Origin of the sequence: Paenibacillus allorhizoplanae, assembly GCF_927798215.1 — a bacterium.
Lineage (GTDB): Bacteria > Bacillota > Bacilli > Paenibacillales > NBRC-103111 > Paenibacillus_E > Paenibacillus_E allorhizoplanae.
Genome location: NZ_CAKMMW010000006.1, coordinates 254,523 through 276,038, shown reverse-complemented (window position 1 = coordinate 276,038; position 21,516 = coordinate 254,523). Strand labels below are relative to the sequence as shown.

Here is a 21,516-nt window from a genome sequence, read left to right as displayed (position 1 = left end):
TAATTAACTTGAACATTAATTTTTATCAACCATTTGTTTCTAATGAAATATCACCTTGAGTATATAATTTTGCATCACAAAAAAAACCGCCATCACTGTGGCAGTTTTAAATTTGCTTATTGTTCATCCCCACCCACACCATTCACCCTATTGCCTATAAACATTAATCCTTCTCAACAAGTGGTATGACCCGTTATACATCACTACATTCCCGTGTTGATTGATTGCAAAAACGTTAAATGATAGCATCCCTCCAAACGAAACCCCTCTATTGGCAAAAGCACTGGCGTCGTACGTATTTGATTTGGGGAGGTAGAGACCGGTGTTATACGCAGCAATATCTTTCAAACCAACATAAGGCTGGGTTTCACCATTTGTCTTTACTTCCCAAATCTGTCGTTGCCCTTCGACATAAAGAGCTCCGTTATCCTCGTATACCCTCAGTATCTCTTCCTTTATGTCTACGGGAGCTACGAACCTCAGATTTCCGGATTCCTGCAGTTCAAAAATCGATTGCTTGGATACCATAAACGATGTTACGGCTGCAGTAAATGGGCAGAAAACCCATTGTCGTATTATTTAACAGCACAGGCGGTGTTGAAAGCGTCGGTCAATTGAATCTTTACTCCGACCGAGTTTTTCCCATCATTGGCATAACTCGTTAGGGTATAACTATTAAGCAGCATAGCCGCAAATAATACGAATATCACGTATACCCGATACAACACATTTCTTTCCCCTATTGTCTAGGTACTTGTATTAGAAGATTTAACTTGTAAGAGTTCGTTATTTTTACGTTGCAGTTCATGAATGATGGCATTCGTGTTGTTCAAGTTTTTTTGTGCCGAACGCGTAGCGTTTAGCAGGCTAATCCCAAATTGTTTCTCAAATTCGGGCACGCTGTTTCCAGTAAGTTTAAACACGAGCAAACTCTTCGTTTGTTGAACATTGTTATATGCATCGCTCTCACTCTTAATGATGGATTTAAGATCATCTGAATGACTCACTGTTTCTAAAAGCTTTAGTGCCATTTGGATGGATTCATTATATTGTTTCATTAATTCTTCATAATCTATATTTATTTGATTCACAAATTCATTACCATTCGTTAAATTGGCATACTGCTGAAGTTGTTGTGAGAAAGTTAGTAAGGCGGTATCCGTATCCTTCAGCCATTGATAGACATTTATCAAGTTTTCTAACTCTTGTTTGGCAGGATTTGATGGGTTGGCTGAAGCGGATTGGGGCATTGTCACGTTTACACTGTACGTAGTAGGATCCCACGTTACGAGAACCCCAAGCTGACGTAACATGGACAAGGGCACAACGGTATGATCTTTATATATCATTGCGGGTAGTTCATCGACTTTTAAACTTTGTCCAGCGGATGTTACTTGTACGATAGGATTTCCTTCGAAATCTCCATTTAAAGTGGCAGCTCCCGCTACGCCAACAGGGAGAGATAGTACTAGTAAAGATAATATAAACCTTTTCATTGTGCACCTCGTTAGGAATTTGTTTGACTGCTACTTACATTCCACATTTACAACACGCTCTCCTTCTGCTAGGATTGATTCTCCCTTCCATTTTATGCTATAATCAAAAACAAGAACATACATTCTCTATATTTCACATTCATCCTACAGTCAGAAAAGAAGGGCAGCCATGAAAGATCAACCTGTATTTGAGAATCTACGTGACAAGTATGCCGATGAAGACCGCGCCAAGCTTGTGATGTTGCAGTTACGAACATTAATGGGACAGAAGCAGAAGAAGAAATGGTATCAGAAATGGAAAACGCCGACAAAGACGAAGCCAACGAATTGGAACGACTAGAACGCCCCTGCCAGCGTATAGATTGGGACAATAAAATAGAGACTCTCCTCCGTAGCTAGCTACGTGGAGAGCCTCTTCACTTTTATCGGTTTCTTTTGCGTGAATAATATAAGACTCCTAAGTAATGAGCCCCTGTGAACAAGGTCAATATACCGAAGAACAATAAGAATCCGCCGTTACGATCACGGAAAAACAATTGTACAACGAACAACGCAAGGGAGATTTCGCTCCAGAGAAGTGTTCTTTTCTTAAGTTGTGTCAAATCGGCTGTGGATTTGCTAATTTTGCGAAGATTCATGTAAGTCAGGCCAGCGAGTACAATAACACCAATAACGATTACGAGAATATAACTTGAATTGCCCGACATGTGACTCCCCCTAATTCTAGTAGATATAATATCTAAGATACATGGATTAGGACGGAATGTCTATTTGAAAATGGCATTTCGAAGCAGGGAACTAGCTTACCCTGTTGAACTTATATTGTAATTGGTCTACTAAACTCAGCGAGGTGCCCACATCATGTCTACCTTAACATTCAAGCCATTAGAGACGTCCGACATTCCCTTTCTGATGGATATTTACAATCATTTTGTTATTCATTCTACTTATTCTTTCCATACAGAACCTGTTGCATTACCCGAGTTCACAGAAAGTGTCGTCCACGCTAATCCCCGTTATCAAACGTATGTCATTCTTCAAGATGAGAAGCTGCAAGGCTATGTTCAAGTTATGCCCCATAAGAAAAAACAAGCCTATGATACAACTGGCGAAGTGACTATCTATCTTCATCCTATATGCGTCGGCAAAGGGATCGGATCTGCCTCTATTCAATATGTAGAAGAGATCGCTAAGGAGCGCGGCTTTCATTCCTTAATTGCAACTGTTTGTGCAGATAATTCAGCTAGCATCCATATGTTTACCCGAAATGGCTACCAACAATGCGCTCACTACCGTGAGGTCGGCTTCAAATGGGGTCAATTTTTAGATATTGTTACGTTTCAAAAAATTATTTCTTAGTCCGTCCCACCTGTTCTACGACTTATCTCTAGAACAATCTATTTCCGTTATTTGCACGGGATAATTTCGCCTCTCCTTACAAAACCTAGAGCATAGTCATATTGCTCGGAGGGGATTGCCATGACCAAACGGCTTTGGTCCTTTAGCATCGTTTGTCTGCTTGTAACTAGCTGCGGTGCGCCTTTAACGAAGCCTTTTCAAGATCAGAGCTCAACCCAACATTCCACTCCAAATGTCACTCAGACATCCCTGGAGGCTAGTAGGGACTTCGCGGAGTCCCCGTTCGTTACAGACGCTTCTGATTCCAAGCGATTGAGCATGTTGCCACCCGCCGCGAGCACGCCCTCTGCTTCTGCTTGGCCAACAGCACCTACACGAGCGCCAAGTCCTACGTCGACGCCCAGCTTAAAGCCTAAGATCAACCCGAAAAGGTCATTATCACAATCTGAGGCCTCTAAGCGACCTTCTTTGCCCGTTCAAAAAAATCAAGGCCAAGTAAGAATTTCTCAGAAAAAACTTACACTCTCACAGCTCGTTGTTAAATACCCCGATACGTTCAAGCTCCGCGGCTCCAGCCAGGAGAAGAAAGTGGCCTTAACCTTTGATGATGGACCCGATACACGGTTTACGCCAAAAGTACTTGATGCCTTAAAGGCAAATCAAGTCAAAGCAACCTTTTTCGTACTTGGTGCTATGGCTAATACACATCCCGACGTCATCAAGCGAATCGTGAATGAAGGTCATGTCATCGGCAACCACTCATACAGCCATGAGAATCTACCGAAGCTCTCCGTGGATAAATTTCAAAACCAGATTGAGAGTACTGAAACTATTTTGCAGAACCTCATTGGCTACGCCCCTAGGTTAATCCGTCCCCCTTATGGCGCAATTAATGAAGAACAGGTCAAATGGATTGCGAATCACCACTATTTAATTGTGAACTGGAATGTCGATTCCCTCGACTGGAAATCACTGAATTCCGATCAAGTCCTTCACAATATTATGCAGCAAACGAAGCCGGGGTCCATTATTCTTCAACATTCTGGAGGCGCGGATAGCCAAGACCTATCAGGCACTGTGCAAGCAATTGGACCGTTAATTGCTAAGCTTAAAGCAGCCGGCTACACGTTCGTCACAGTTCCTGAGCTGCTGCACGTAACCAAAAGCAAATAATGCAAATGCAAAAAGAAGCAGCCTTACCGGTGAAGTGCACCCCAATTGTTAGATGGTGTCTAACTTTAAGGGGTGCACTTCACTGCAGACTGCTTTTTTCTTTATGCGCATATAACGTCAATTACTCGCCCACCTGAGCGGTAGGCATAGCTGATTTACAATCGGCACAATAGCCAAATATTTCAAACCGATGGCTTTGAATCTCAAAGCTCTCCGGCAAATCCTTTACAAGCTTCATCGGACAGAACTCAAACGTCACAGTCTTCTCACAACTGACACAAATCATGTGATGATGATGATGGGACAAACAGCTCGCTTTGAACTTCAAGCCATCCGCCAAATGAAATTGCTCCAGAACACCCATCTCGCTCAACAATCGGAGATTACGATACACCGTATCGAAGCTTACGCCTGGATATTTCATTTTCATATGCTCATAAACATCCTTCGGCGATAAGTAACTGCCCGATTCTGCGAATAAGGTCGCTAAGCTTCTGCGCTGTTCTGTAATACGCCAGCCCTTCTGCGACATCGCTCTTAGCATCTCATCGATCGTATCCGTATGCGTACTCACTTGCATTACCCCTCTGTGTTGAAATGTTCTCCTATTATAGTGCAGCAAATAGGCCACTTGCGTCAAGTGTAGAACGATGGCGGAAATTGTATGTACTGGATTTAGCCAAGAAGCTGTTTATCTTCTATGCATCCGACATCGCTTCTAATTTCAGCAATTCTGTGCGAATGACATCTTTGGCAAAGTTCTCCCCAATGAAGACTGCTACGTCAGGCACATCGCCTTTAGGCGTTATTTTCACAAAATCCATTTCTCTATAGGCGTATTGGAATAAGAACCGACTCGATGTATCCGAGAAGCTGAGAATCCCTTTGGCACGATACACTTCCTGAGGAAGTTGACTCACGAATTGTTCAAATGCATTACTATCTACAGCCCGTTCAAAAAAATGAGTATACGCCATGACATGGTTATGCGAATGATGATGATCATGCTCATGATGATGCTCGTGGCTGTGCGGAACTGCCTCTTCGTTCGATGCTACCTGCACAGGTGACCCGTTAGCACCTTCTGTATGAATGTCTTCAATTAGCTTGATATCAATCTGACTGAACACCGTATAATGCAAATCCGCATAAGGGTTCCATTCCCGTACGAGATCATGCACTTCTTGAAGCGCCGATTCCTGCAGCAAGTCCGTCTTATTGAGCAGGAGGAGGTTCGCACAACGAATTTGATCTCGCATGAGCCGGTAGGTTTTGCCGCGACTTGTTCGATTTAATTCAAGCAGCTGCGGGGCATCCACAACCGTGATAATGGCTGAAAGCTCTATCGGAAGTATGAGCGAAGCGTCCGTTATCTCGTCAATAACTTCCATAGGATTCGCAATCCCCGTCGATTCAACGAAAATTATATCTGGCTGCTCTTCTGTCACTAATTCGTTCAATGCTGTGGCAAGATCACCACGACTTGAACAGCATATGCATCCGCCAAGCAGTTCCGACATGGGAACTTCATTGGCGATTAATTGTCCATCCAAATTCACTTCGCCTATTTCATTCATGATCACTGCCGGCTTACGGCCCGCTTCGGTGAAATAATCGATAGCTCTGGTAAGTAAAGTCGTTTTACCGCTCCCCAGAAATCCAGATAACACATAGACATGAACCCGTTTGTTGACCATTCGTGCTGCTCCCCTCCATCTTAACGCTAATACGCCCACTACTACTCTGTCTTCACTTCAAATTTCGTAGCCAAGATAGGCCATTTCCCAACGATACCAGCTAAAAAAGGAAATAATTTTGCCCACAATAAACTTGTACTTGGATCTGCTGGTTTCAACGGAAGCTCTATGCGTTCGTACAGGATTTTCGCTGCTTCTTGGACAAGCTCAAGCGCCAAATCCGCTGGAGCCGCCTTGGCTATTGCCTCTAATCTAGGGAGATAATGCTCTACAATCGCTTCCGATAGTCGATGCTCCGCTAAGTTGTCTGAAGCCATCACTTCGCCCATACCCAAGCTGACTAGGCGTGCTGTTTCTTCCTCAAAAGCGTGCGGGATACAGTAAATCTCCAGAGCCAAAGCCGCTATGTAAATGTCTCTTAACAGTTCATCTTCTTTGGCCATCGTTAAGACAGGTTGTGGTAGATAGGCAATGATAGCAGGCTTCAACGTGTCCCAGCTATTTTCTATACTTTTCATCGTAAACTGCATCATCGCTGCCGCCAGCTCCACAGGTGTAATTTGTTTCTTCTCTAACTCTTGCATAGGTGCTACCCCTCTTCTCTATCATTACTTGTAAAATGGAGCGTCAGCTCAATAATTTCCGATTGGCTGCCCAATCGTATCGGCGGTCCCCATGTACCAAAGCCCGAGGACACCAGCGCATGTAAATTCCCTTTGCGTAAATAGCCCCAATCTAGTTCAAAGATCCGTCTAGTGAACAAATGGTTCGGCGCTATTTGACCACGGTGTGTATGACCTGACAAATTCACATCAACGCCTGCGGCGGCCGCTACGTCTAACTGGTACGGTTGATGGTCCATAACGATAATCGGTTGCGCAAGGTCTAGTCCCTCCATCAAGGAGACTAACGATTTACGTCCCCCAGCGGCATGTTCCGCTGATTTATCTTTACGCCCCACTATAAATAAGCGTTCTTGGACATGGATGACTTCATCCATCAGCACACGAATGCCGATTTGTTCCATTTGTTCCACGAAGGCTGGAATATGTCCGCCATAGTATTCGTGGTTGCCAAGCACAGCATACACGCCTAATGGAGCCTGCAACTCTCGCATGGTCTGTCCCATTCGATAACGAATAAAAGGTTTAATATCATCATCAATGACATCGCCCGGCAGCAGAATCAGATCAGGTTTCATCCCATTCACATGCTTGACAAGCTTGCGCAATTGGCGGTTGCCGACAACGGCACCTAAATGAATATCTGAAGCGACTGCGACCCGAAGCTGTTTCCAGTCCCCTGCTTGCTTAGGAATCGTAATCTCATATTTGCGGATAACCGGTGTTCGCGCCAGATAAGAGCCTGCTAGGAGGAGAATAAGTACAATGGCTATAACGATCCACCCCAGGATAGGCACATAACTAGCTGACGAAACAGAAGCACCGTAAAGCACACCAATCGCCACATCCGTGACCGGCAAAATAAGAATACCAAATTGGATGAGAGCCAACCAGTAGGAACCCATGATGTTAAGCAGTCGTGTTAGCGTTGGAGGTAGAACCTTCGTTCCAAACCGTCCGATGACATAAGAGAACGCAACGATCCAAAACACAGGCCAATACAACCAGGGATGAAATGAAGCACCAAATAGATGCGATAAAAAAACCTTCAAGTGCCAGCCTATATAGCCGTTGATCGCCGCTACAATAGCAAGTATAATCGTGACCCTAAGCAACATACCATTTCTCATGTTTCTTGACGCTCCTATTCTCTACTACCCGCTACCGTTTAAAGCAAAAGACTGATCGGCTCTATACATAGCTCATCATCATTCCGCACATTCCCCACGCGGCTAGACACCGGGTACGCCATCATAAGCTCCGAAGGATATGGCTGCAGAAGTGGACGAAGTTGATCCACATTCTTCCTACTGCGATCTAACCAAACAGCTTCCTTCTCCCGTGGCAAAATGACTGGCATACGTTCATGAATATCCTTCATCATCTCGTTCGATTCCGTTGTAATGACCGTACAAGTTGAGATACGCACACCTTCGGGAGATGTCCATGTATCGTAAAGCCCTGCCATACTGAACAGTTCCTTGCTGCGCAACATGATGCGCATGGGCTGCTTATGCTTGCCGCTTCCTTTCCAGTCATAGAAAGAATCTGCTGGGATCAGGCAGCGTTTACGTTCAAATGGCTTGCGGAAGGCAGGCTTGTCCGCCAAGGTCTCGGAGCGCGCATTAAGCATCTGATAGCCAATTTTCTCATCTTTGGCCCATTCTGGAATCAGCCCCCAGCGCAGTTCACCTAGCTTATTTCGCTGCCCGTCATGGATGATCGCCATCACCTGCTGTCCGGGCGCAACATTATATTTAGGGCTATATCTCGGCATAAAAGTATCGTACATATCGTAACGCAGCATCAATTCCTCTAACGTTACAGTGATCGTATAGCGTCCGCACATAGGTTAACATCCTTCTCCTTCACACCGTTATCCCATTCCCCTTTCTCCATTATGGAAAAAAGATAGGCTTACGTCAATTCGTACAGCCCGAAGAACTGTTCTTCTTCAGGCTGTACGAAGGGGCACTAGCGATATATTCAGGCAGATTCACGATTTCTTCTTCGTTTCCTTCTCTAACACACTCACACGCGGATCCGTTCCATAAATGGTTGTAACCAGACTGTCGGCATATCGACCGATTCGCGCACCAATTTCCGCACGCATATAGTCCCTCGTCATCGTAAATCGATCTTCATGCTCACGGCACCGATACCGGTAACGGATCATCTGATCGTCTTTCTCCTCTTCGGCGACATGCATGTCATTCTCAAGCATATGACGCTTCACTTTGGCTAAATCGGCGTGCATATTCTTGGCCAGCACCTGGGCTACCTTCGAATAGAGTGTCCTTAGCATCTCGGAGGAACGCTCCACTTCACGCGCCCTTCGTACAATAATCGTATGCATGAGCGGCAGAAGCACAGATTCTCGTATAATATTAATATCATCCGCTGTCGGGCGCTTCGTAGGAACAGGTTTGTCATGACGCTGGCTTTGCGCTGCTTCCCGGTGCTGGGGCAGCATCATGCGGCTTGACTCCCATAAACCGTTATTCTGCAATTTTTTGCTCATTTATAATGACCTCCGATTTTGAGCGAGCGAACCTTCGCTTGGCCAGCTGTCGTCAAGGAGGACGCGCGAACAATCGCTGCATTGCCGAACCGATCCTTAATGCTATCCGTTACCTTTTCCAATTCACGTGCCTTCACCTGATCTTCAAAAAGGGTGAGCTGATACGTTTTATCGTCCACAAACTGGCTTAACATAACACCTGCACGACGAACTGGCATCGTGTCCCAGAATTTATAGAAAAGCTGCTTCACAGCTTGGAAAACAGTGCCAGTATGATTCGTCGGGTCTGGCATCTTCATCTGGCGCGAGAAGCCTGTCGGCGCATCAAAGGGACTGCACATACAGCTGACCGTCACGATAGAAGCCATATAGCCTTTGCGCCGGCAATCCCGGCACACCTCCTCTGTCAGCTCCATGAGGATCGTATTTACTTCTGACGATTCTGCATAGTCCCTCGGCAGCGTCATCATATGACCGATCGACTTCGGAGGCGTATCGAACGTACCCGGCGTGACTGGGCTATCGTCCAGCCCGTTCGCGGTTCGCCACATGACCTCCGCGTGAATGTCCGACTGCTTGCCAAAACGCGCACGAAATTTCTGCTTCAGCTGAGGCAGCGGCGTCCGCGCCACATCACCAATGCTATACATGCCCAATTTGGCAAAATGGGCCGTCATCCGCGAACCCACACCGAACATTTTACTGACAGGCTGTTCCCACAGATATTCCTCTACAGCGGATGGAAGCAATGTGAAAATGCCGGTTGCATTCTTTTTGGCCCAAATATCTGTCGCTATTTTCGCTAAGATTTTATTCGAGCTAATTCCCACACGGAGCTTAACGCCCGTTTGTTTGAGAACCTTATACTGCAGACTCATCGCAACCTTCTCCGCGTCTCCAAAGAGCGGCAGGCTCCCTGTGACATCTAAGAACTGCTCATCGATGCTGAAAATTTCAACGAGATCCGTAAATTCCTGATAAATGCTCGTAATCATCAGCGATACATCAATGTAATGCTGCATCCTCGGCCGCATAACAATTAACTCAGGGCACTTCTTGAGCGCTTCACCCAACCGTTCCGCCGTCGATACCCCATATCCTTTGGCAACAGGGCAGGCGGCTAAAATAATACCTGACCTTAACGCAGGGTCTCCTGCTACGGCAACCGGCTTATTCTCTAGACCTGGATGATCGGCCTTTTCTACACTTGCGTAGAAGCTCTGACAGTCAGCCAGGAAGATCGTTCGTTCCCCACCCTTGTTCCCCTTACTCATCGCAATTCCCCCCGCATATTCATCAGCATAGTCATAAGCTCAGCCTTGACCAAACTACGCAGCATCGTGAAATGATGAATGTAACCACGAACTTTGTATTCGACTTGAATCCCTAACGCATTCATTTCCGTGTGAATCACCTTAATCTCTCGCTGCTTCATCTTACTTTTCAACTGCTGTAATTCTGGATAAATCCCCATCTCAACCTCTCTGAGATAGAAAAGAATATGATTATAAACAATTTTATCTTTATAAACCTTAAGCTCCTCCATATCTCTTGCCAGCATATCAAGCAAAATCGGCAACAGTGTGTATTCCTTAATCATTTGAACATCCTCTTCTGTCTCTACTCTTGATGAACCACTCATGTTCTCACCACCATATGCGAACATATATTCGTTTTTCCATATTATATACCGAACACGTATTCGTTATGCAAGTGGTTTTTTGGATATTTTTTTACTAATAAAAGGATGAACTAGAGTTAATTTCAATTACTCCACCTAATTTTTACCTATTTATTGAAAACGAGCATCCCCTTATCGTAACTTGCGCCAAACTCTTGAAGCCGCACCCAGACTTGTCATATTAATTATTCGTCATTCAGGCAGATGTCCAAGCGTTCAGGCAATTGCCTGCATTAGATAGTTTAGAAACAAAGAAACGGAGGTTTTCTTACCTATGGCATGCGATAATTCGGCGACTGCTTTAACTTGCTGCTCAGAGAGAAATTTCGTGCAGGATAAGGTATGTACGCCATGGACCGGCACAGTAACTGGCGCAGAAGTAGACATTGTCGCTTACACGAATAATATTAATCCGAACCTTGTGGGCACGGGATATGTGAAATTCGATTCCGGACCTACTGCTATTACGTTGGATGTATTGAACAGTGCGGGTGCTTCCATCTTAACGGCTACCGTTCCCATTTCACCTGGAACAAGTCTGGCTTTTACTTACCAACGCTTCGCCACTATACAGTTAACGCTGGCTGGAGGAAGCCCTGGTTTATATCAGGGCGAATTTTGTATCACAACCCGCTATTCAATTCAATAATGCCATTTGACAACGAAAGGAGGTACTCATCATGTGCTCTTGCAACTCGGCTCTTTGCTGTTGTTCCGAAAAAACCTACGTACAGGATAAAGTATGTACGAATTGGCTGATGACTACAGCAGGTACAACCACTGTTTACACCGATAATATGGCAACTCTGATTAGTGGCACTGGATATGTCAAGAATGAAACTGGGACCGCTGACATTACGGTAGCCTTTCTCCGTTCGGCAGCTCCCGTCATAACCGCTATCACGGTGCAGCCAGGAGGCAGCACCTCGTTTACTGTCGGGCGGTTCGATACGATTACTATTACGACGACAGCAGCGGCAACCGGGGAATTTTGCATAACCGTGCGATATAGTATGTAAGAAGTATGCTACCATTGAGGTGGTTTTCACCTTAACCGTGGGAAACCACCTTATTCATTCGCAGGATGGATGTTCAGATTGGATTTGGAGTGTTGTAGAAATGGCATACTTACCCTCTACATAAGCCATCTCGTCACGCAGTGAAGAGATGTCAATTGCTCTGACACCCTGGCCTATAAAATTTATAGTACTGCCGGGAGGAATGCTCAGTCGTTTGTTATCAGCATAATCGGTTTCAATGTCAACCTCTATGGCTTGGGTACTACTCGAACTCGAATATATACTAATCTGAGCTACTTCGATCTTGGACTCCACATCGATCTCCCATATCCGAAATCCAGGCTGATTGCCTTGAAGAAGTATATTGCCGCAGCAATCTTTATTGATCGTTGTCAGCGGCGCTGGCGGAGTCGGTGGAGGTGAAGGATGGCAATGGTGGTGCTTAAGTGAAGGACAAGGATTAACCATTGGCTTATATATTAGCTTAATATTTGGTTTTGGATTTAGGTTCCATTCCGACTTTGACTTATTGGTTGGATATCGGCTGCGAGAACAAGGGAGAACGGGATGTGTGATCCTCTTCAGCGACCGACGATCCCCCCCTTTTGTCTGCTTCGGCCTACTGACTTTTCCTTTGTTTAAAGATAGGCAGGAAGACGATGTTTTGTGAACGATGGTCAGCTCTATAACCTTTTTCTTTGCGCTGCCTTTCTTCTTGATCACCGCCCCTCCTCCTCCCTTTAAGTCTATTCCTTTGCATACTTATATTAGATGAATGTTCCACCTCAATGGTTATACATGTTTTTGATTTATTTCAATATTAGACTATGCAATCCGATGCATCGACCACACAACGCCAGTAGTACCATTGCCTATATTGATCGTAATCGTTAATCCAGACGCATTATAGAATAGGCCGACAACATCGCCCGCCGACAACGCAACATCCCCAGCCAATGTGATTTCACCGGTTCCCAATACTGCGCGCAACGTTAGAACCAATGCTACATTAACATTTAAGATAGGTAGAAAACCGCTCACCAAATTGACGGCGGAAGGGGATGTTCGCTGCACGGCAAAAAATGGGTTGACCCCGGGGCCTAGGCTCACGCTGACAGCTGCAGTCGTGGAGTAATTAATCGTTGCCAGTAACGTATACCTTCCTGTTGTCGGTACCGTGAAGTTGCCGGTAACTGCGTTAAAGTTCGCATGTCCATAATAAGGACTAGCCGTCGACCAATTCGTAAGCTGTGTACTTGTTGCAATGGACAGCGTAGATAAGAATGCAGAAAATCCAGTCGACGCAAAATTCGGTCCAATTGCACCGGTTGCACCAGTTGCTCCTGTTGGACCTGTTGGACCGGTTGGGCCGGTTACACCCGTTGCTCCGGTTGCTCCAGTCGATCCAGTTGCTCCGGTTGCTCCAGTTGCTCCGGTCGATCCGATAACACCAGTTGCCCCGGTTACTCCGGTCACTCCAGTTGCTCCCGTTGCTCCAGTTGCTCCTGTTGCCCCCGTTGGACCGATTGGGCATACGCACGGAATTCCGCTGCAACTTAAAGCAACTGAACATGAACAATGTCTATGTGATCTTTCTTGAAATTCATCCTCGTCTGCAGGACCGCAATAGTTCACGAATCATACCCTCCCTAAAGCAAACCATACAAGAACCTTCCTTGCTTCAACGACTCTATTACTAGTAAATGAATTTCAGCTTAATATGCTTGTACTCATGTCTCCCCTTGGATAAAAATGTACCCACATGAAAAAGGACCTTACGGAGTTTACCCAAAGGTCTTTCGCAGCTATTCGATTAGATTGCGGTAAGCGTAGCCATGACATCAAATATCACAGGAGAGCTTTGTGTCACTCTCTGCTATGCCCGCATAGGAAAAAACGCCACAAACAGAGCATCTCACGCTCCACATGCGGCGTTTTCATCACGCAGCTATCGAAATATAGACCATAATCGAATCAAGTGAAACGTGTTGTTCGGATCAATCTTTTGCGCCAGAATAAACGTTAAAATCTGATGCGTTTGGTTCCCACTTAGCTTCTCTCCCAAAATGCCCGCAGCGAGACCGATTAGGCGCGTAACCTTCGCCGTGTTTTGTAAATCCGCCTTCGTGACGCCTTGCAGCAGCATTTTGATGCGTTCCTTTACCTCGGGGTTTTTCATCTTGAACTTTACACGCTCCACGAGCGCAGGATCGATGCCATATTGCTGATAACTCATACCCGCACCTCCGATACCCGTCATGCTCCTATCTTATGAGTGAATATAGGTAAACTTGACTGAGGCGGATGCATATAAGAAAAACCTATGAGGTTAGTTTTAAACGGTACAAGATATTTACAGCAAAATGATCGCTACTCGGGTACTTTCCCTGCTGTACACGCAGCACGCGAATCCGGGGCCGCGTAAGGCCCGACGCATGGCAGGGGTATCTACATAATATCCATCTACTCTTCATTAGTGGGGTATTTCTGAGAAAATAGCTGGAGTTTTTCCGTTAAATTGTTCAGGGGTAGGTGCGTGGCCGGCTAGGTGGGGGTTCGGCAGGAGCCATCATCCTACCTAATACCAAACAAAAAACAGCCACCGTTCCCGGCAGCTGTCCCCTTCACTTACATATACATGGCGATGAAAATAACGCAAATGCAATTTAACGCAATGAGCAGCGGAAAGCCCACAACAAACGAAGTATGCTTCGTTTTGTGACGCCACATGCGCATGCCGAGCCAACCGCCTATCCCACCGCCGAGAGCAGCGAGTAGGAACAGGCGTTTTTCCGGTACACGGCGCCCGCCTTTTTTGGCTTGTCCTTTGTCATGTCCCATCTCAATAAACGTAATAATATTCATCAATAATAAATAAATAAGAAAATAAGTCACGGCTGTACACCTTCATTCCCCTAAAATAGTGCAACTACTCCTATCTTAAAAGGGAACTCGCTAGGGGTCAACTTGTGTCGCAGTCCATTATCTACTAATCTAGCACTTCGCTGTCAAAAATATGAGCCCGCTCCAAATACGCCCTCAGCGGCATGAACGAAGCCCCCGTCCAGAAGGACGAGTCGCCGACCAACTCGGCTGCATCATCTCGCGCCTGCTCCATGATTTCGAAATCCGCCATCATATCGGCGATGCGGAACTCCGGCAGCCCGCTCTGCTTCGTGCCGAAGAAATCCCCCGGCCCGCGCAGCTCGAGATCGCGCCGGGCAATCTCGAAGCCGTCGGTGGTCTCCGTCATCGCCTTCATGCGCTCCTTGCCGACCTCCGTCTTCGGGTCGGCGATGAGCACACAGAAAGACTGGTGCTCGCCCCGCCCGACCCGGCCGCGCAGCTGGTGCAGCTGCGACAGCCCGAAGCGGTCAGCGTCGTAGATCACCATCAGCGTGGCGTTCGGCACGTCCACGCCCACCTCGATCACCGTGGTCGACACGAGCGCCTCCACGTTGCCTTCCTTGAAGGCGCGCATGATCGCTTCCTTCTCCTGCGCGCTCATACGCCCATGCAGCAAGCCGATCCGCATCTGCGGAAAATGCTGCTGCAACTGAATATGGACGTCGATTGCATTCTGCACGTCCAGCTTGTCCGACTCCTCGATGAGCGGACAAATCACATAAGCTTGCCGGCCTGCAGCCACCTCGCGCTGAATAAAGCCAAGCACACGCTCTAGCATCGCATGCTGAACCGCGTACGTCTTGATCGGCTTACGTCCCTTCGGCAGCTCGCGCAGCGTTGAGACGTCCATGTCGCCGAACGCCGTAATGGCCAGCGTGCGTGGGATCGGCGTCGCCGTCATCGTCAGCACGTCTGGATTCATCCCTTTGCGCCGCAGGATGCTGCGCTGGTTGACCCCAAAGCGATGCTGCTCGTCCGTCACAACTAGACCTAGCTGTCGGAAATACACATCTTCTTGAATCAGCGCATGCGTCCCGACCAACACATGGATCAAGCCCATCTGTAAAGAGGCCAGCAGATCCCGTCGCTGCCGGTCTGTTGAGCTTCCGGTCAGCAAAGCGACCTGCAGCCCATAAGGCTCGAACAACGTGCTGAGCGAGCGATTATGCTGCTCAGCGAGAATCTCCGTCGGCACCATCAACGCGCCTTGGTAGCCGGCCTTCACCGTCGCGTACAGCCCGATAGCCGCGACGATCGTCTTCCCCGCACCGACATCGCCCTGCAGCAGTCGGTTCATCGCGTAGGGCTCCTGCATGTCGTGCAGGAGCTCACCAACGACCTTCTTCTGCGACTCCGTCAGCTGGAAGGGGAGCGCGCGCACGAAGGCGCGAACAGCAGGCAGATCGACCTGCTGCTTCAACCCATCCGTGCGGCTGCGCGTCACGGCCCGGTAAGCCTGGAGCTTGAGCTGGAATAGGAACAGCTCCTCATACACCATGCGCCTGCGCGCCTGCTTGCCCTCCTCCACGCCACTCGGCGTGTGGATGACAGCCAGTGCCTTGCTGCGCGGCATAAACCCATACCTGCCGGTAATGACCGCCGGCAGCACTTCACTGATCAAAGCGCTGTACTGCGTCAGCGCCTGCCCAATCACTTTACGCATCCATTTCTGCGTAATCGAGCCCGCAACCGAATACACCGGCTGGATCGTGCCGCTATTCGAATCCCCTTGTCCGGGGAACTCCGAATCGGACACACTCATTTGCCGCCGCTTGGCGTCCCACTTGCCAGTCAAGAGTATCTCCTGCTGCGGCCGCAAGCGATCCTTCAGAAAATGGCGGTTAAACCACACCGCCGTCAGCAAGAAATCATCGACCATCACCTTGCAGGATAGGCGAGATTTGCCGCTGTAGCGCTGCAAGACCGGTTCTCCGATGATATAGCCTTTCACAGTGACACGATCGCCATCCTTAACACTGGCTAAATTGCGAACCGTATAATCCTCGTACCGGAACGGAATATATTCCAGCAAATCCATAACCGTAAAAACGCCCATGGCGTTTAGCTCAAGTGCTTTTTGAGCGCCAACTCCATGGACTTCACGTACCTGACATTGATTTAAATCCATCTCTTACACCGTACTCACGAAGGCTGCAATAGTACCTGGACCAGCATGTGCGCCAATAACAGGGCCTAGGGTAATATACGCCACGTTCTCCACAGCAAACCGCTGCACGATGGCCTCCCGCAGCTGCTCCGCACCTTCCAAATTATTAGCATGAGCAATATGCAGCGAGCGAATCGTCTTGTCCGACACATCCGCCGCTAACAGTTCAAGAATGCGTGCAATCGCCTTTTTGTTACCACGAACCTTATCAACGACGCTCACTTCACCTGCGCTGTCCAACGAAAGAATTGGCTTAATATTCAATAAAGAACCAAGAAGCGCGGACGCTTTGCCAATTCGACCACCCTTTTGAAGAAACTCCAACGTATCGACAAGGAAGTATATATAAAAGTTCGCTCTCATGGTCTGAACTAGCGTTACAATTTCATCGACACTCTTGCCTGCCTGAACAGCCTCAGCAGCAGCCACAACGAGCGCGCCAATACCATACGAAGCAGAGCAAGAATCGACGACGTGAACCTTGCCGAGCTGATCGCCCTCAAGCAGCGTAGAAGCTAGCTCAGCCGTCCTGTACGTACCACTCAACACAGAAGACAAATGAATAGAGATGACCTCTGTATCAGGCTTTTCTAACAAGCTTTGATACACGTCCAGAAACTCACCTGGCGATGGCGTTGATGTTGTTGGGAAATGCGCAGATGACGTCAGCTTGCGATAGAAGTCCTCCGACTGAAGCGTCACCGTGTCCAGAAACTGTTCTTCGCCAAAATTAATTTTGAGCGGCACCATTTCGATGTTCAACGCTTCTCTGACAGCCAATGGAATATCGGCCGTGCTATCCGTTACAATACGAATATTTGTCACAGGGCTCACTCCAATCACGAATTTACACTACCTGCTTGTACGATCCTATTCAACGGAGAAAAGGTAAGCATACAAGGGTTGTCCACCTGGATGAAGCTCAATTTCCATATCCGGATACATCGTCTGGATAAAAGCTTCCAGCTCGCCCGTTCCTTCTTCCGTCGCATCTTCGCCCGTCAGTATCGTTACAATTTCGCTGCCTTCATCGATCATTTCTTCCAGCAGCTTCTTGCAAGCGTCCATCAGACTTGGCTGTGAAGAAACAATCCGCCCATCTTGAATACCGATGAAATGACCCTGTTTAATATCTATCCCATCCATGTTCGTGTCACGCACCGCATACGTCACTTGACCGGATTTCACACGTCGCAGTGATTCATTCATCGCGTCCGTATTCGTCTGTGCATCCGCCTTCTCCTGGAAAGCCAGAATAGCTGCTAGTCCTTGCGGAATGGATTTCGATGGGATCACGATCAGTGTTTTGTTATCGACTAGATCAACCGCTTGCTGCGCGGCCAAAATAATATTCGAGTTGTTCGGAAGCACATAAATCGTATCCGCATCAATACTGTTCACTGCGTTCACGATATCCTCTGTACTTGGGTTCATCGTTTGTCCGCCAGACAGCACGACATCCACACCCACACTGGATAAAATGTCCGTAATCCCGTCACCCAGTGCAACTGCAACGAAGCCATACGGCTTATTTGGCGCAGTGATTACTGCAACAGCAGCAGGACTCACGACAGGAGCCTCGTATCCATGCGTCACGTCTTCTAATATATGTGAATGCTGATCACGCATATTTTCGATTTTGATCCGGCTGAGTGCGCCGTAATTCATCGCTTGATTCATAACCTCGCCTGGGTATTCCGCATGAATATGCACTTTCACGAGCTCTTCATCAGCAACAACAAGGAGCGAATCCCCTAGCTTGCTAAGCTGATCACGGAACGTACCTTCATCGAATGTAAAACCCTTGACCTTGCCTGGAGCAATCGTCAGCATAAATTCCGTGCAATAGCCGAATTCGATATCTTCCGTGGCTAAATGGGCCTGTGCTGGCATGTGAGCATGTACTTCTTTGGCCAAGTTCATGCCAGGAAGAAGCGATACCTCACCTAGATTCGTATCCATCGTTGCAAAGTCCTCGTCGACTTGTACCAATCCGCCGCTTAACGACGTAACGAAACCTTCGTAGACACAGACAAGACCTTGGCCTCCCGCATCAACAACGCCGACCTGTTTAAGAATCGCAAGTTGATCTGGCGTTTTGGCCAATGCTTCCTTGGCTCTGCCCAAAACCTCGTTCATCAAATCCAATACATCACTGCTGCGGCGGAATTGCACGGCATGTTTAGCGGCTTCCTTGGATACCGTTAAAATCGTGCCCTCAACCGGTTTCACAACAGCCTTATACGCTGTTTCTACGCCTTGCTGCAAGGCAGCCGCGAATTGTTGGCCATTCACACTTTCTAATTCATGCACATATTTCGCGAAACCGCGGAACAATTGTGACAAAATCACACCGGAATTGCCTCTTGCACCCATCAGTAACCCTTTGGACAATGCATCAGCTGCTTTCCCAATATGAGAAGATGGCTTCTTTTTCAGTTCCTCACAGCCTGCTGTGAGTGTTAAATTCATGTTGGTGCCAGTATCTCCATCGGGTACAGGGAATACGTTCAATCCATTAACCTTATCTACATTCCTGCGAAGGTTATCCGCACCCGCCAAGACCATGGCAGTGAAGTCATTTCCATTTATTGAAATAAAGCGCTTACTCAAAGTGATTCCCCTTCCTGGTTATCGGGCTTTTATTTGGCCACTCGCACGCCTTGAACAAAGATGTTCACGTCGTCTACTTGCAGCCCTACAACTTCATTTAAAATATATTTGACTTTCGTTTGGACATTACCTGCCACTACGGATATTTTGGTTCCATAGCTGACAATAATATAAAGATCAATTTCAAGTCGGCCGTTCTCTCTACGAACTTCGACACCACGGCTCAAATTGTCTCGACCTAGCAGCTCAGCTATACCGTCCTTCAATTGCTTTCTTGTTGCCATGCCTACAAGTCCATAGCAATCTAACGCAGCAGATCCGGCCAGAGTTGAAATCACTTCATTGGTAATATACACTTTTCCATACTCGGTTGTGAGTTCAATCGGCATTATGTAACAACTCCTTCAAGTTTCGCTTTACCAAGACTAATCTTCATTGTACTATAACATACTTCATAAATAAACGGCAAAAATGCGCTTAATTCGTTGACTAGGCTCCTTTTGCTATGCTATTATGTTTAAGTGTGTTTTTGCTGGTTACGTTCACGTATCACAAGTAAAAATTTGAGGAATACTGTCATGTCAAGCTTAGGCTTGCCACCCAGGCTTCTTTGTATACTGCCGAAGGAGGTGTCAAACATGTCCCGCAAATGTTTCATTACAGGTAAAAGTCCTAGTTCAGGAAATCACGTGTCCCACGCTAACAATAAAAACAAGCGTACTTGGGGAGTTAACGTTCAAAAGGTTCGCATCCTCGTTGATGGTAAACCGAAACGGGTTTACGTAAGTACTCGTGCGTTGAAATCCGGAAAAGTGGCTCGCGTTTAATTCGTAGCTACGGATACTTAACTTACTTATGTGAATGACAAAAAGCACCTTAATCGGTGCTTTTTTTGCATTCCTGGGGAGAATGACGTAAGTATGAGCAAACCCTAGTTTTTACTAAACGTATTAAGTACAGCTTTCACGAATCCTCCCAAAAATCTCGGCAGTTTGATTGTGTAGAATTTCATTCTCTACCCCTCCTTAGAGTTTTCGTCAGAAAACTGGCTTCGAAAGCATCAGCTTAGAATTGTCGTCAGCTCACTGACCTCGTTCAAGCATTCACTTCGCGGCCCGCAGCCGCCTTATTCACAAGCTTCTGCTTGTTCTAGCGCCAGTTCACTGACCTTCTTGAGCAAACGTTTCACAACGTGCATGACTGCTCCTAAAACATCATTACAACAGTGTATGCCCAGAGCGTAGAAAAAGTGCCTTCTATTTTTACTTCCTCCCACAATTCAGTTGCTTCCAGAAAGCAAAAAAAGCTACAAGAGCGCATCACTCTTGTAACTATATGTATGCGGCTATGGAGCCGTTATGCCCACCTCATTGTACAATGCAACAATTAAACTAAATATGAAATAGAAGAATACCGAGATGACGATAAACCATACGCGGAAACTAATTTGTTCAAATCGACGGAAGAACCGCATCCCTACGTAGAGAGCGCCAAGCGAGAAAATGTACTTCACAAAATCGTCTATGGTTGAAAAACACGTCAATAATACCGCGCAAAGCAGACTGTACATCAGTAACCAGAGAAATCTCATTGTCCTTCGTCCCCTTTTAGCCGCGTATTCGTTTAATGGCCTCTGCACGGTCCTGTTGCCCGAATACGGCATTGCCGGCTACTAAGACGTCAGCCCCCGCCTCTATGACCTGACGAGCTGTTATCTCGTTGATACCGCCATCTACTTCAATGTGAAGCCCCGTGAGACCCTTCGCATTCGCCTGCTCACGCAACGCGCGAATTTTAGTCAGCATTCCAGGGATGAACGCCTGCCCACCAAAGCCTGGATTCACCGTCATAATAAGCACGAGATCCAAGTGCTCATCAAGCACATGCTCAATCAGCGAAATTGGTGTAGCAGGATTCAACACAACGCCAGCTTTAATACCGCTTTGTTTAATTAGGTCGAGCGTCCGGTGCAGATGCGTACAGGCTTCTACATGCACAGAAATCAGATCCGCACCAGCCTTTACAAAATCAGGAATATAGCGGTCCGGCTTTTCGATCATCAAATGAACATCCAGAGGCAGCTTGGTGACTGGACGAATCGCGTCAACGACTAAGGGACCAATTGTAATATTGGGCACAAAATGTCCATCCATAACGTCGACATGAATCCAGTCCGCTCCGCCCTGCTCCACTGCCTTAATCTCATCGCCAAGCTTGGCAAAATCGGCAGATAAAATAGAAGGTGCTACATATACCATTA

General features: G+C 47.0%; 28 protein-coding genes. 6 read left to right on the top strand and 22 right to left on the bottom strand.

The features are described 5' to 3' along the window. Positions 1–575: 575 nt before the first annotated feature. The gene (locus L6I86_RS13515) at positions 576–728 is read right to left on the bottom strand and encodes a hypothetical protein (protein ID WP_236287775.1); all 153 of its coding nucleotides are present in this window, start codon (positions 726–728) and stop codon (positions 576–578) included. An 18-nt stretch (positions 729–746) separates the two neighbouring features. Continuing rightward, positions 747–1,496 carry a hypothetical protein gene (locus L6I86_RS13510; protein WP_236287773.1) on the bottom strand — a complete coding sequence of 250 codons (750 nt, stop codon included), beginning with the start codon at positions 1,494–1,496 and terminating at the stop codon, positions 747–749. A gap of 169 nt (positions 1,497–1,665) precedes the next feature. On the opposite strand from L6I86_RS13510, the gene L6I86_RS13505 reads away from it, so the two are divergent. Continuing rightward, positions 1,666–1,836 carry a hypothetical protein gene (locus L6I86_RS13505; protein ID WP_157257142.1) on the top strand — a complete coding sequence of 57 codons (171 nt, stop codon included), beginning with the start codon at positions 1,666–1,668 and terminating at the stop codon, positions 1,834–1,836. An 82-nt stretch (positions 1,837–1,918) separates the two neighbouring features. Here the strand turns inward: L6I86_RS13505 and L6I86_RS13500 are convergent, their stop codons facing one another. Continuing rightward, positions 1,919–2,203 (bottom strand): hypothetical protein, encoded by a 285-nt coding sequence (locus L6I86_RS13500; protein ID WP_056624777.1) that lies wholly within the window; start codon positions 2,201–2,203, stop codon positions 1,919–1,921. Between the two features lie 154 nt (positions 2,204–2,357). Here L6I86_RS13500 and L6I86_RS13495 point away from each other — a divergent pair, with 154 nt between their 5' ends. After that, positions 2,358–2,855: a GNAT family N-acetyltransferase gene (locus L6I86_RS13495; RefSeq protein ID WP_236287771.1), complete on the top strand. Its 498-nt coding sequence runs from the start codon at positions 2,358–2,360 to the stop codon at positions 2,853–2,855. A 120-nt stretch (positions 2,856–2,975) separates the two neighbouring features. Then, positions 2,976–4,028 (top strand): polysaccharide deacetylase family protein, encoded by a 1,053-nt coding sequence (locus tag L6I86_RS13490; RefSeq protein WP_236287769.1) that lies wholly within the window; start codon positions 2,976–2,978, stop codon positions 4,026–4,028. 121 nt (positions 4,029–4,149) lie between these two features. Here the strand turns inward: L6I86_RS13490 and L6I86_RS13485 are convergent, their stop codons facing one another. From L6I86_RS13485 to L6I86_RS13450, 8 genes are all read right to left on the bottom strand, one after another. Next, complete coding sequence (locus L6I86_RS13485) at positions 4,150–4,608, bottom strand: Fur family transcriptional regulator (RefSeq protein ID WP_056612313.1); 459 nt, start codon at positions 4,606–4,608, stop codon at positions 4,150–4,152. A 118-nt stretch (positions 4,609–4,726) separates the two neighbouring features. Next, the gene (locus L6I86_RS13480; RefSeq protein WP_236287767.1) at positions 4,727–5,725 is read right to left on the bottom strand and encodes a CobW family GTP-binding protein; all 999 of its coding nucleotides are present in this window, start codon (positions 5,723–5,725) and stop codon (positions 4,727–4,729) included. A gap of 41 nt (positions 5,726–5,766) precedes the next feature. Continuing rightward, on the bottom strand, positions 5,767–6,309 hold the full coding sequence (locus L6I86_RS13475) for a hypothetical protein (RefSeq protein WP_236287765.1): 543 nt from the start codon (positions 6,307–6,309) through the stop codon (positions 5,767–5,769). A gap of 5 nt (positions 6,310–6,314) precedes the next feature. Further along, a complete protein-coding gene (locus L6I86_RS13470; RefSeq protein ID WP_236287763.1) occupies positions 6,315–7,478 on the bottom strand; it encodes a metallophosphoesterase in 1,164 nt (387 codons plus the stop codon). A 38-nt stretch (positions 7,479–7,516) separates the two neighbouring features. After that, positions 7,517–8,197, bottom strand: coding sequence for an SOS response-associated peptidase (locus tag L6I86_RS13465; RefSeq protein WP_236287761.1), 681 nt, complete (start codon positions 8,195–8,197; stop codon positions 7,517–7,519). A gap of 147 nt (positions 8,198–8,344) precedes the next feature. Continuing rightward, positions 8,345–8,869 carry a YhjD family protein gene (locus L6I86_RS13460; RefSeq protein ID WP_216626293.1) on the bottom strand — a complete coding sequence of 175 codons (525 nt, stop codon included), beginning with the start codon at positions 8,867–8,869 and terminating at the stop codon, positions 8,345–8,347. Further along, positions 8,866–10,143 (bottom strand): DNA polymerase IV, encoded by a 1,278-nt coding sequence (locus L6I86_RS13455; RefSeq protein WP_236287759.1) that lies wholly within the window; start codon positions 10,141–10,143, stop codon positions 8,866–8,868. Before L6I86_RS13455 ends, L6I86_RS13460 begins: the two co-directional genes overlap by 4 nt. After that, a complete protein-coding gene (locus tag L6I86_RS13450; protein WP_063795520.1) occupies positions 10,140–10,511 on the bottom strand; it encodes a YhjD family protein in 372 nt (123 codons plus the stop codon). The genes L6I86_RS13455 and L6I86_RS13450 overlap by 4 nt, the downstream gene beginning before the upstream one ends. A gap of 313 nt (positions 10,512–10,824) precedes the next feature. Between L6I86_RS13450 and L6I86_RS13445 the strand changes: the two genes are divergently transcribed. Both L6I86_RS13445 and L6I86_RS13440 read left to right on the top strand, forming a co-directional pair. Next, a complete protein-coding gene (locus tag L6I86_RS13445; RefSeq protein WP_236287758.1) occupies positions 10,825–11,199 on the top strand; it encodes a DUF3992 domain-containing protein in 375 nt (124 codons plus the stop codon). A 31-nt stretch (positions 11,200–11,230) separates the two neighbouring features. After that, positions 11,231–11,569, top strand: a complete 339-nt coding sequence (locus tag L6I86_RS13440; protein WP_236287756.1) for a DUF3992 domain-containing protein — start codon at positions 11,231–11,233, stop codon at positions 11,567–11,569. Between the two features lie 54 nt (positions 11,570–11,623). Here the strand turns inward: L6I86_RS13440 and L6I86_RS13435 are convergent, their stop codons facing one another. The 8 genes from L6I86_RS13435 to L6I86_RS13400 form a co-directional block, all read right to left on the bottom strand. Beyond that, entirely contained in the window at positions 11,624–12,292 is a 669-nt protein-coding gene (locus L6I86_RS13435; protein ID WP_236287754.1) for an S-Ena type endospore appendage, read from the bottom strand. 102 nt (positions 12,293–12,394) lie between these two features. Beyond that, entirely contained in the window at positions 12,395–13,204 is an 810-nt protein-coding gene (locus L6I86_RS13430) for a hypothetical protein (protein WP_236287752.1), read from the bottom strand. A gap of 313 nt (positions 13,205–13,517) precedes the next feature. Further along, the gene (locus tag L6I86_RS13425; protein ID WP_236287750.1) at positions 13,518–13,805 is read right to left on the bottom strand and encodes a stage VI sporulation protein F; all 288 of its coding nucleotides are present in this window, start codon (positions 13,803–13,805) and stop codon (positions 13,518–13,520) included. A gap of 392 nt (positions 13,806–14,197) precedes the next feature. Further along, positions 14,198–14,464 (bottom strand): DUF1294 domain-containing protein, encoded by a 267-nt coding sequence (locus tag L6I86_RS13420; protein ID WP_236287748.1) that lies wholly within the window; start codon positions 14,462–14,464, stop codon positions 14,198–14,200. Between the two features lie 94 nt (positions 14,465–14,558). Then, the gene (gene recG, locus L6I86_RS13415; protein ID WP_236287746.1) at positions 14,559–16,604 is read right to left on the bottom strand and encodes an ATP-dependent DNA helicase RecG; all 2,046 of its coding nucleotides are present in this window, start codon (positions 16,602–16,604) and stop codon (positions 14,559–14,561) included. Positions 16,605–16,607: 3 nt separating this feature from the next. Further along, positions 16,608–17,468: a DegV family protein gene (locus L6I86_RS13410; protein WP_236287744.1), complete on the bottom strand. Its 861-nt coding sequence runs from the start codon at positions 17,466–17,468 to the stop codon at positions 16,608–16,610. 45 nt (positions 17,469–17,513) lie between these two features. Next, complete coding sequence (locus L6I86_RS13405; RefSeq protein WP_236287742.1) at positions 17,514–19,256, bottom strand: DAK2 domain-containing protein; 1,743 nt, start codon at positions 19,254–19,256, stop codon at positions 17,514–17,516. Between the two features lie 29 nt (positions 19,257–19,285). Beyond that, entirely contained in the window at positions 19,286–19,645 is a 360-nt protein-coding gene (locus L6I86_RS13400; protein ID WP_028558212.1) for an Asp23/Gls24 family envelope stress response protein, read from the bottom strand. A 249-nt stretch (positions 19,646–19,894) separates the two neighbouring features. Here L6I86_RS13400 and rpmB point away from each other — a divergent pair, with 249 nt between their 5' ends. Continuing rightward, positions 19,895–20,083, top strand: coding sequence for a 50S ribosomal protein L28 (gene rpmB / locus L6I86_RS13395; protein WP_029197753.1), 189 nt, complete (start codon positions 19,895–19,897; stop codon positions 20,081–20,083). A 104-nt stretch (positions 20,084–20,187) separates the two neighbouring features. On the opposite strand, the gene spoVM is transcribed toward rpmB, so the two are convergent. From spoVM to rpe, 3 genes are all read right to left on the bottom strand, one after another. Continuing rightward, positions 20,188–20,268, bottom strand: a complete 81-nt coding sequence (spoVM, locus tag L6I86_RS13390) for a stage V sporulation protein SpoVM (RefSeq protein ID WP_036634233.1) — start codon at positions 20,266–20,268, stop codon at positions 20,188–20,190. A 333-nt stretch (positions 20,269–20,601) separates the two neighbouring features. Further along, complete coding sequence (locus L6I86_RS13385; RefSeq protein WP_171635556.1) at positions 20,602–20,847, bottom strand: hypothetical protein; 246 nt, start codon at positions 20,845–20,847, stop codon at positions 20,602–20,604. A gap of 16 nt (positions 20,848–20,863) precedes the next feature. After that, positions 20,864–21,514, bottom strand: coding sequence for a ribulose-phosphate 3-epimerase (gene rpe, locus L6I86_RS13380; protein WP_236287740.1), 651 nt, complete (start codon positions 21,512–21,514; stop codon positions 20,864–20,866). Positions 21,515–21,516: the final 2 nt, after the last annotated feature.

Excerpts from the sequence above, each read along its gene's own strand:
- L6I86_RS13510 (WP_236287773.1), bottom strand. The coding sequence starts at position 1,496 with ATGAAAAGGTTTATATTATCTTTACTAGTACTATCTCTCCCTGTTGGC.
- L6I86_RS13505 (WP_157257142.1), top strand. The coding sequence starts at position 1,666 with ATGAAAGATCAACCTGTATTTGAGAATCTACGTGACAAGTATGCCGAT.
- L6I86_RS13500 (WP_056624777.1), bottom strand. The coding sequence starts at position 2,203 with ATGTCGGGCAATTCAAGTTATATTCTCGTAATCGTTATTGGTGTTATT.
- L6I86_RS13495 (WP_236287771.1), top strand. The coding sequence starts at position 2,358 with ATGTCTACCTTAACATTCAAGCCATTAGAGACGTCCGACATTCCCTTT.
- L6I86_RS13490 (WP_236287769.1), top strand. The coding sequence starts at position 2,976 with ATGACCAAACGGCTTTGGTCCTTTAGCATCGTTTGTCTGCTTGTAACT.
- L6I86_RS13485 (WP_056612313.1), bottom strand. The coding sequence starts at position 4,608 with ATGCAAGTGAGTACGCATACGGATACGATCGATGAGATGCTAAGAGCG.
- L6I86_RS13480 (WP_236287767.1), bottom strand. The coding sequence starts at position 5,725 with ATGGTCAACAAACGGGTTCATGTCTATGTGTTATCTGGATTTCTGGGG.
- L6I86_RS13475 (WP_236287765.1), bottom strand. The coding sequence starts at position 6,309 with ATGCAAGAGTTAGAGAAGAAACAAATTACACCTGTGGAGCTGGCGGCA.
- L6I86_RS13470 (WP_236287763.1), bottom strand. The coding sequence starts at position 7,478 with ATGAGAAATGGTATGTTGCTTAGGGTCACGATTATACTTGCTATTGTA.
- L6I86_RS13465 (WP_236287761.1), bottom strand. The coding sequence starts at position 8,197 with ATGTGCGGACGCTATACGATCACTGTAACGTTAGAGGAATTGATGCTG.
- L6I86_RS13460 (WP_216626293.1), bottom strand. The coding sequence starts at position 8,869 with ATGAGCAAAAAATTGCAGAATAACGGTTTATGGGAGTCAAGCCGCATG.
- L6I86_RS13455 (WP_236287759.1), bottom strand. The coding sequence starts at position 10,143 with ATGAGTAAGGGGAACAAGGGTGGGGAACGAACGATCTTCCTGGCTGAC.
- L6I86_RS13450 (WP_063795520.1), bottom strand. The coding sequence starts at position 10,511 with ATGAGTGGTTCATCAAGAGTAGAGACAGAAGAGGATGTTCAAATGATT.
- L6I86_RS13445 (WP_236287758.1), top strand. The coding sequence starts at position 10,825 with ATGGCATGCGATAATTCGGCGACTGCTTTAACTTGCTGCTCAGAGAGA.
- L6I86_RS13440 (WP_236287756.1), top strand. The coding sequence starts at position 11,231 with ATGTGCTCTTGCAACTCGGCTCTTTGCTGTTGTTCCGAAAAAACCTAC.
- L6I86_RS13425 (WP_236287750.1), bottom strand. The coding sequence starts at position 13,805 with ATGAGTTATCAGCAATATGGCATCGATCCTGCGCTCGTGGAGCGTGTA.
- recG (WP_236287746.1), bottom strand. The coding sequence starts at position 16,604 with ATGGATTTAAATCAATGTCAGGTACGTGAAGTCCATGGAGTTGGCGCT.
- L6I86_RS13400 (WP_028558212.1), bottom strand. The coding sequence starts at position 19,645 with ATGCCGATTGAACTCACAACCGAGTATGGAAAAGTGTATATTACCAAT.
- rpmB (WP_029197753.1), top strand. The coding sequence starts at position 19,895 with ATGTCCCGCAAATGTTTCATTACAGGTAAAAGTCCTAGTTCAGGAAAT.
- spoVM (WP_036634233.1), bottom strand. The coding sequence starts at position 20,268 with ATGAAATTCTACACAATCAAACTGCCGAGATTTTTGGGAGGATTCGTG.
- L6I86_RS13385 (WP_171635556.1), bottom strand. The coding sequence starts at position 20,847 with ATGAGATTTCTCTGGTTACTGATGTACAGTCTGCTTTGCGCGGTATTA.
- rpe (WP_236287740.1), bottom strand. The coding sequence starts at position 21,514 with ATGGTATATGTAGCACCTTCTATTTTATCTGCCGATTTTGCCAAGCTT.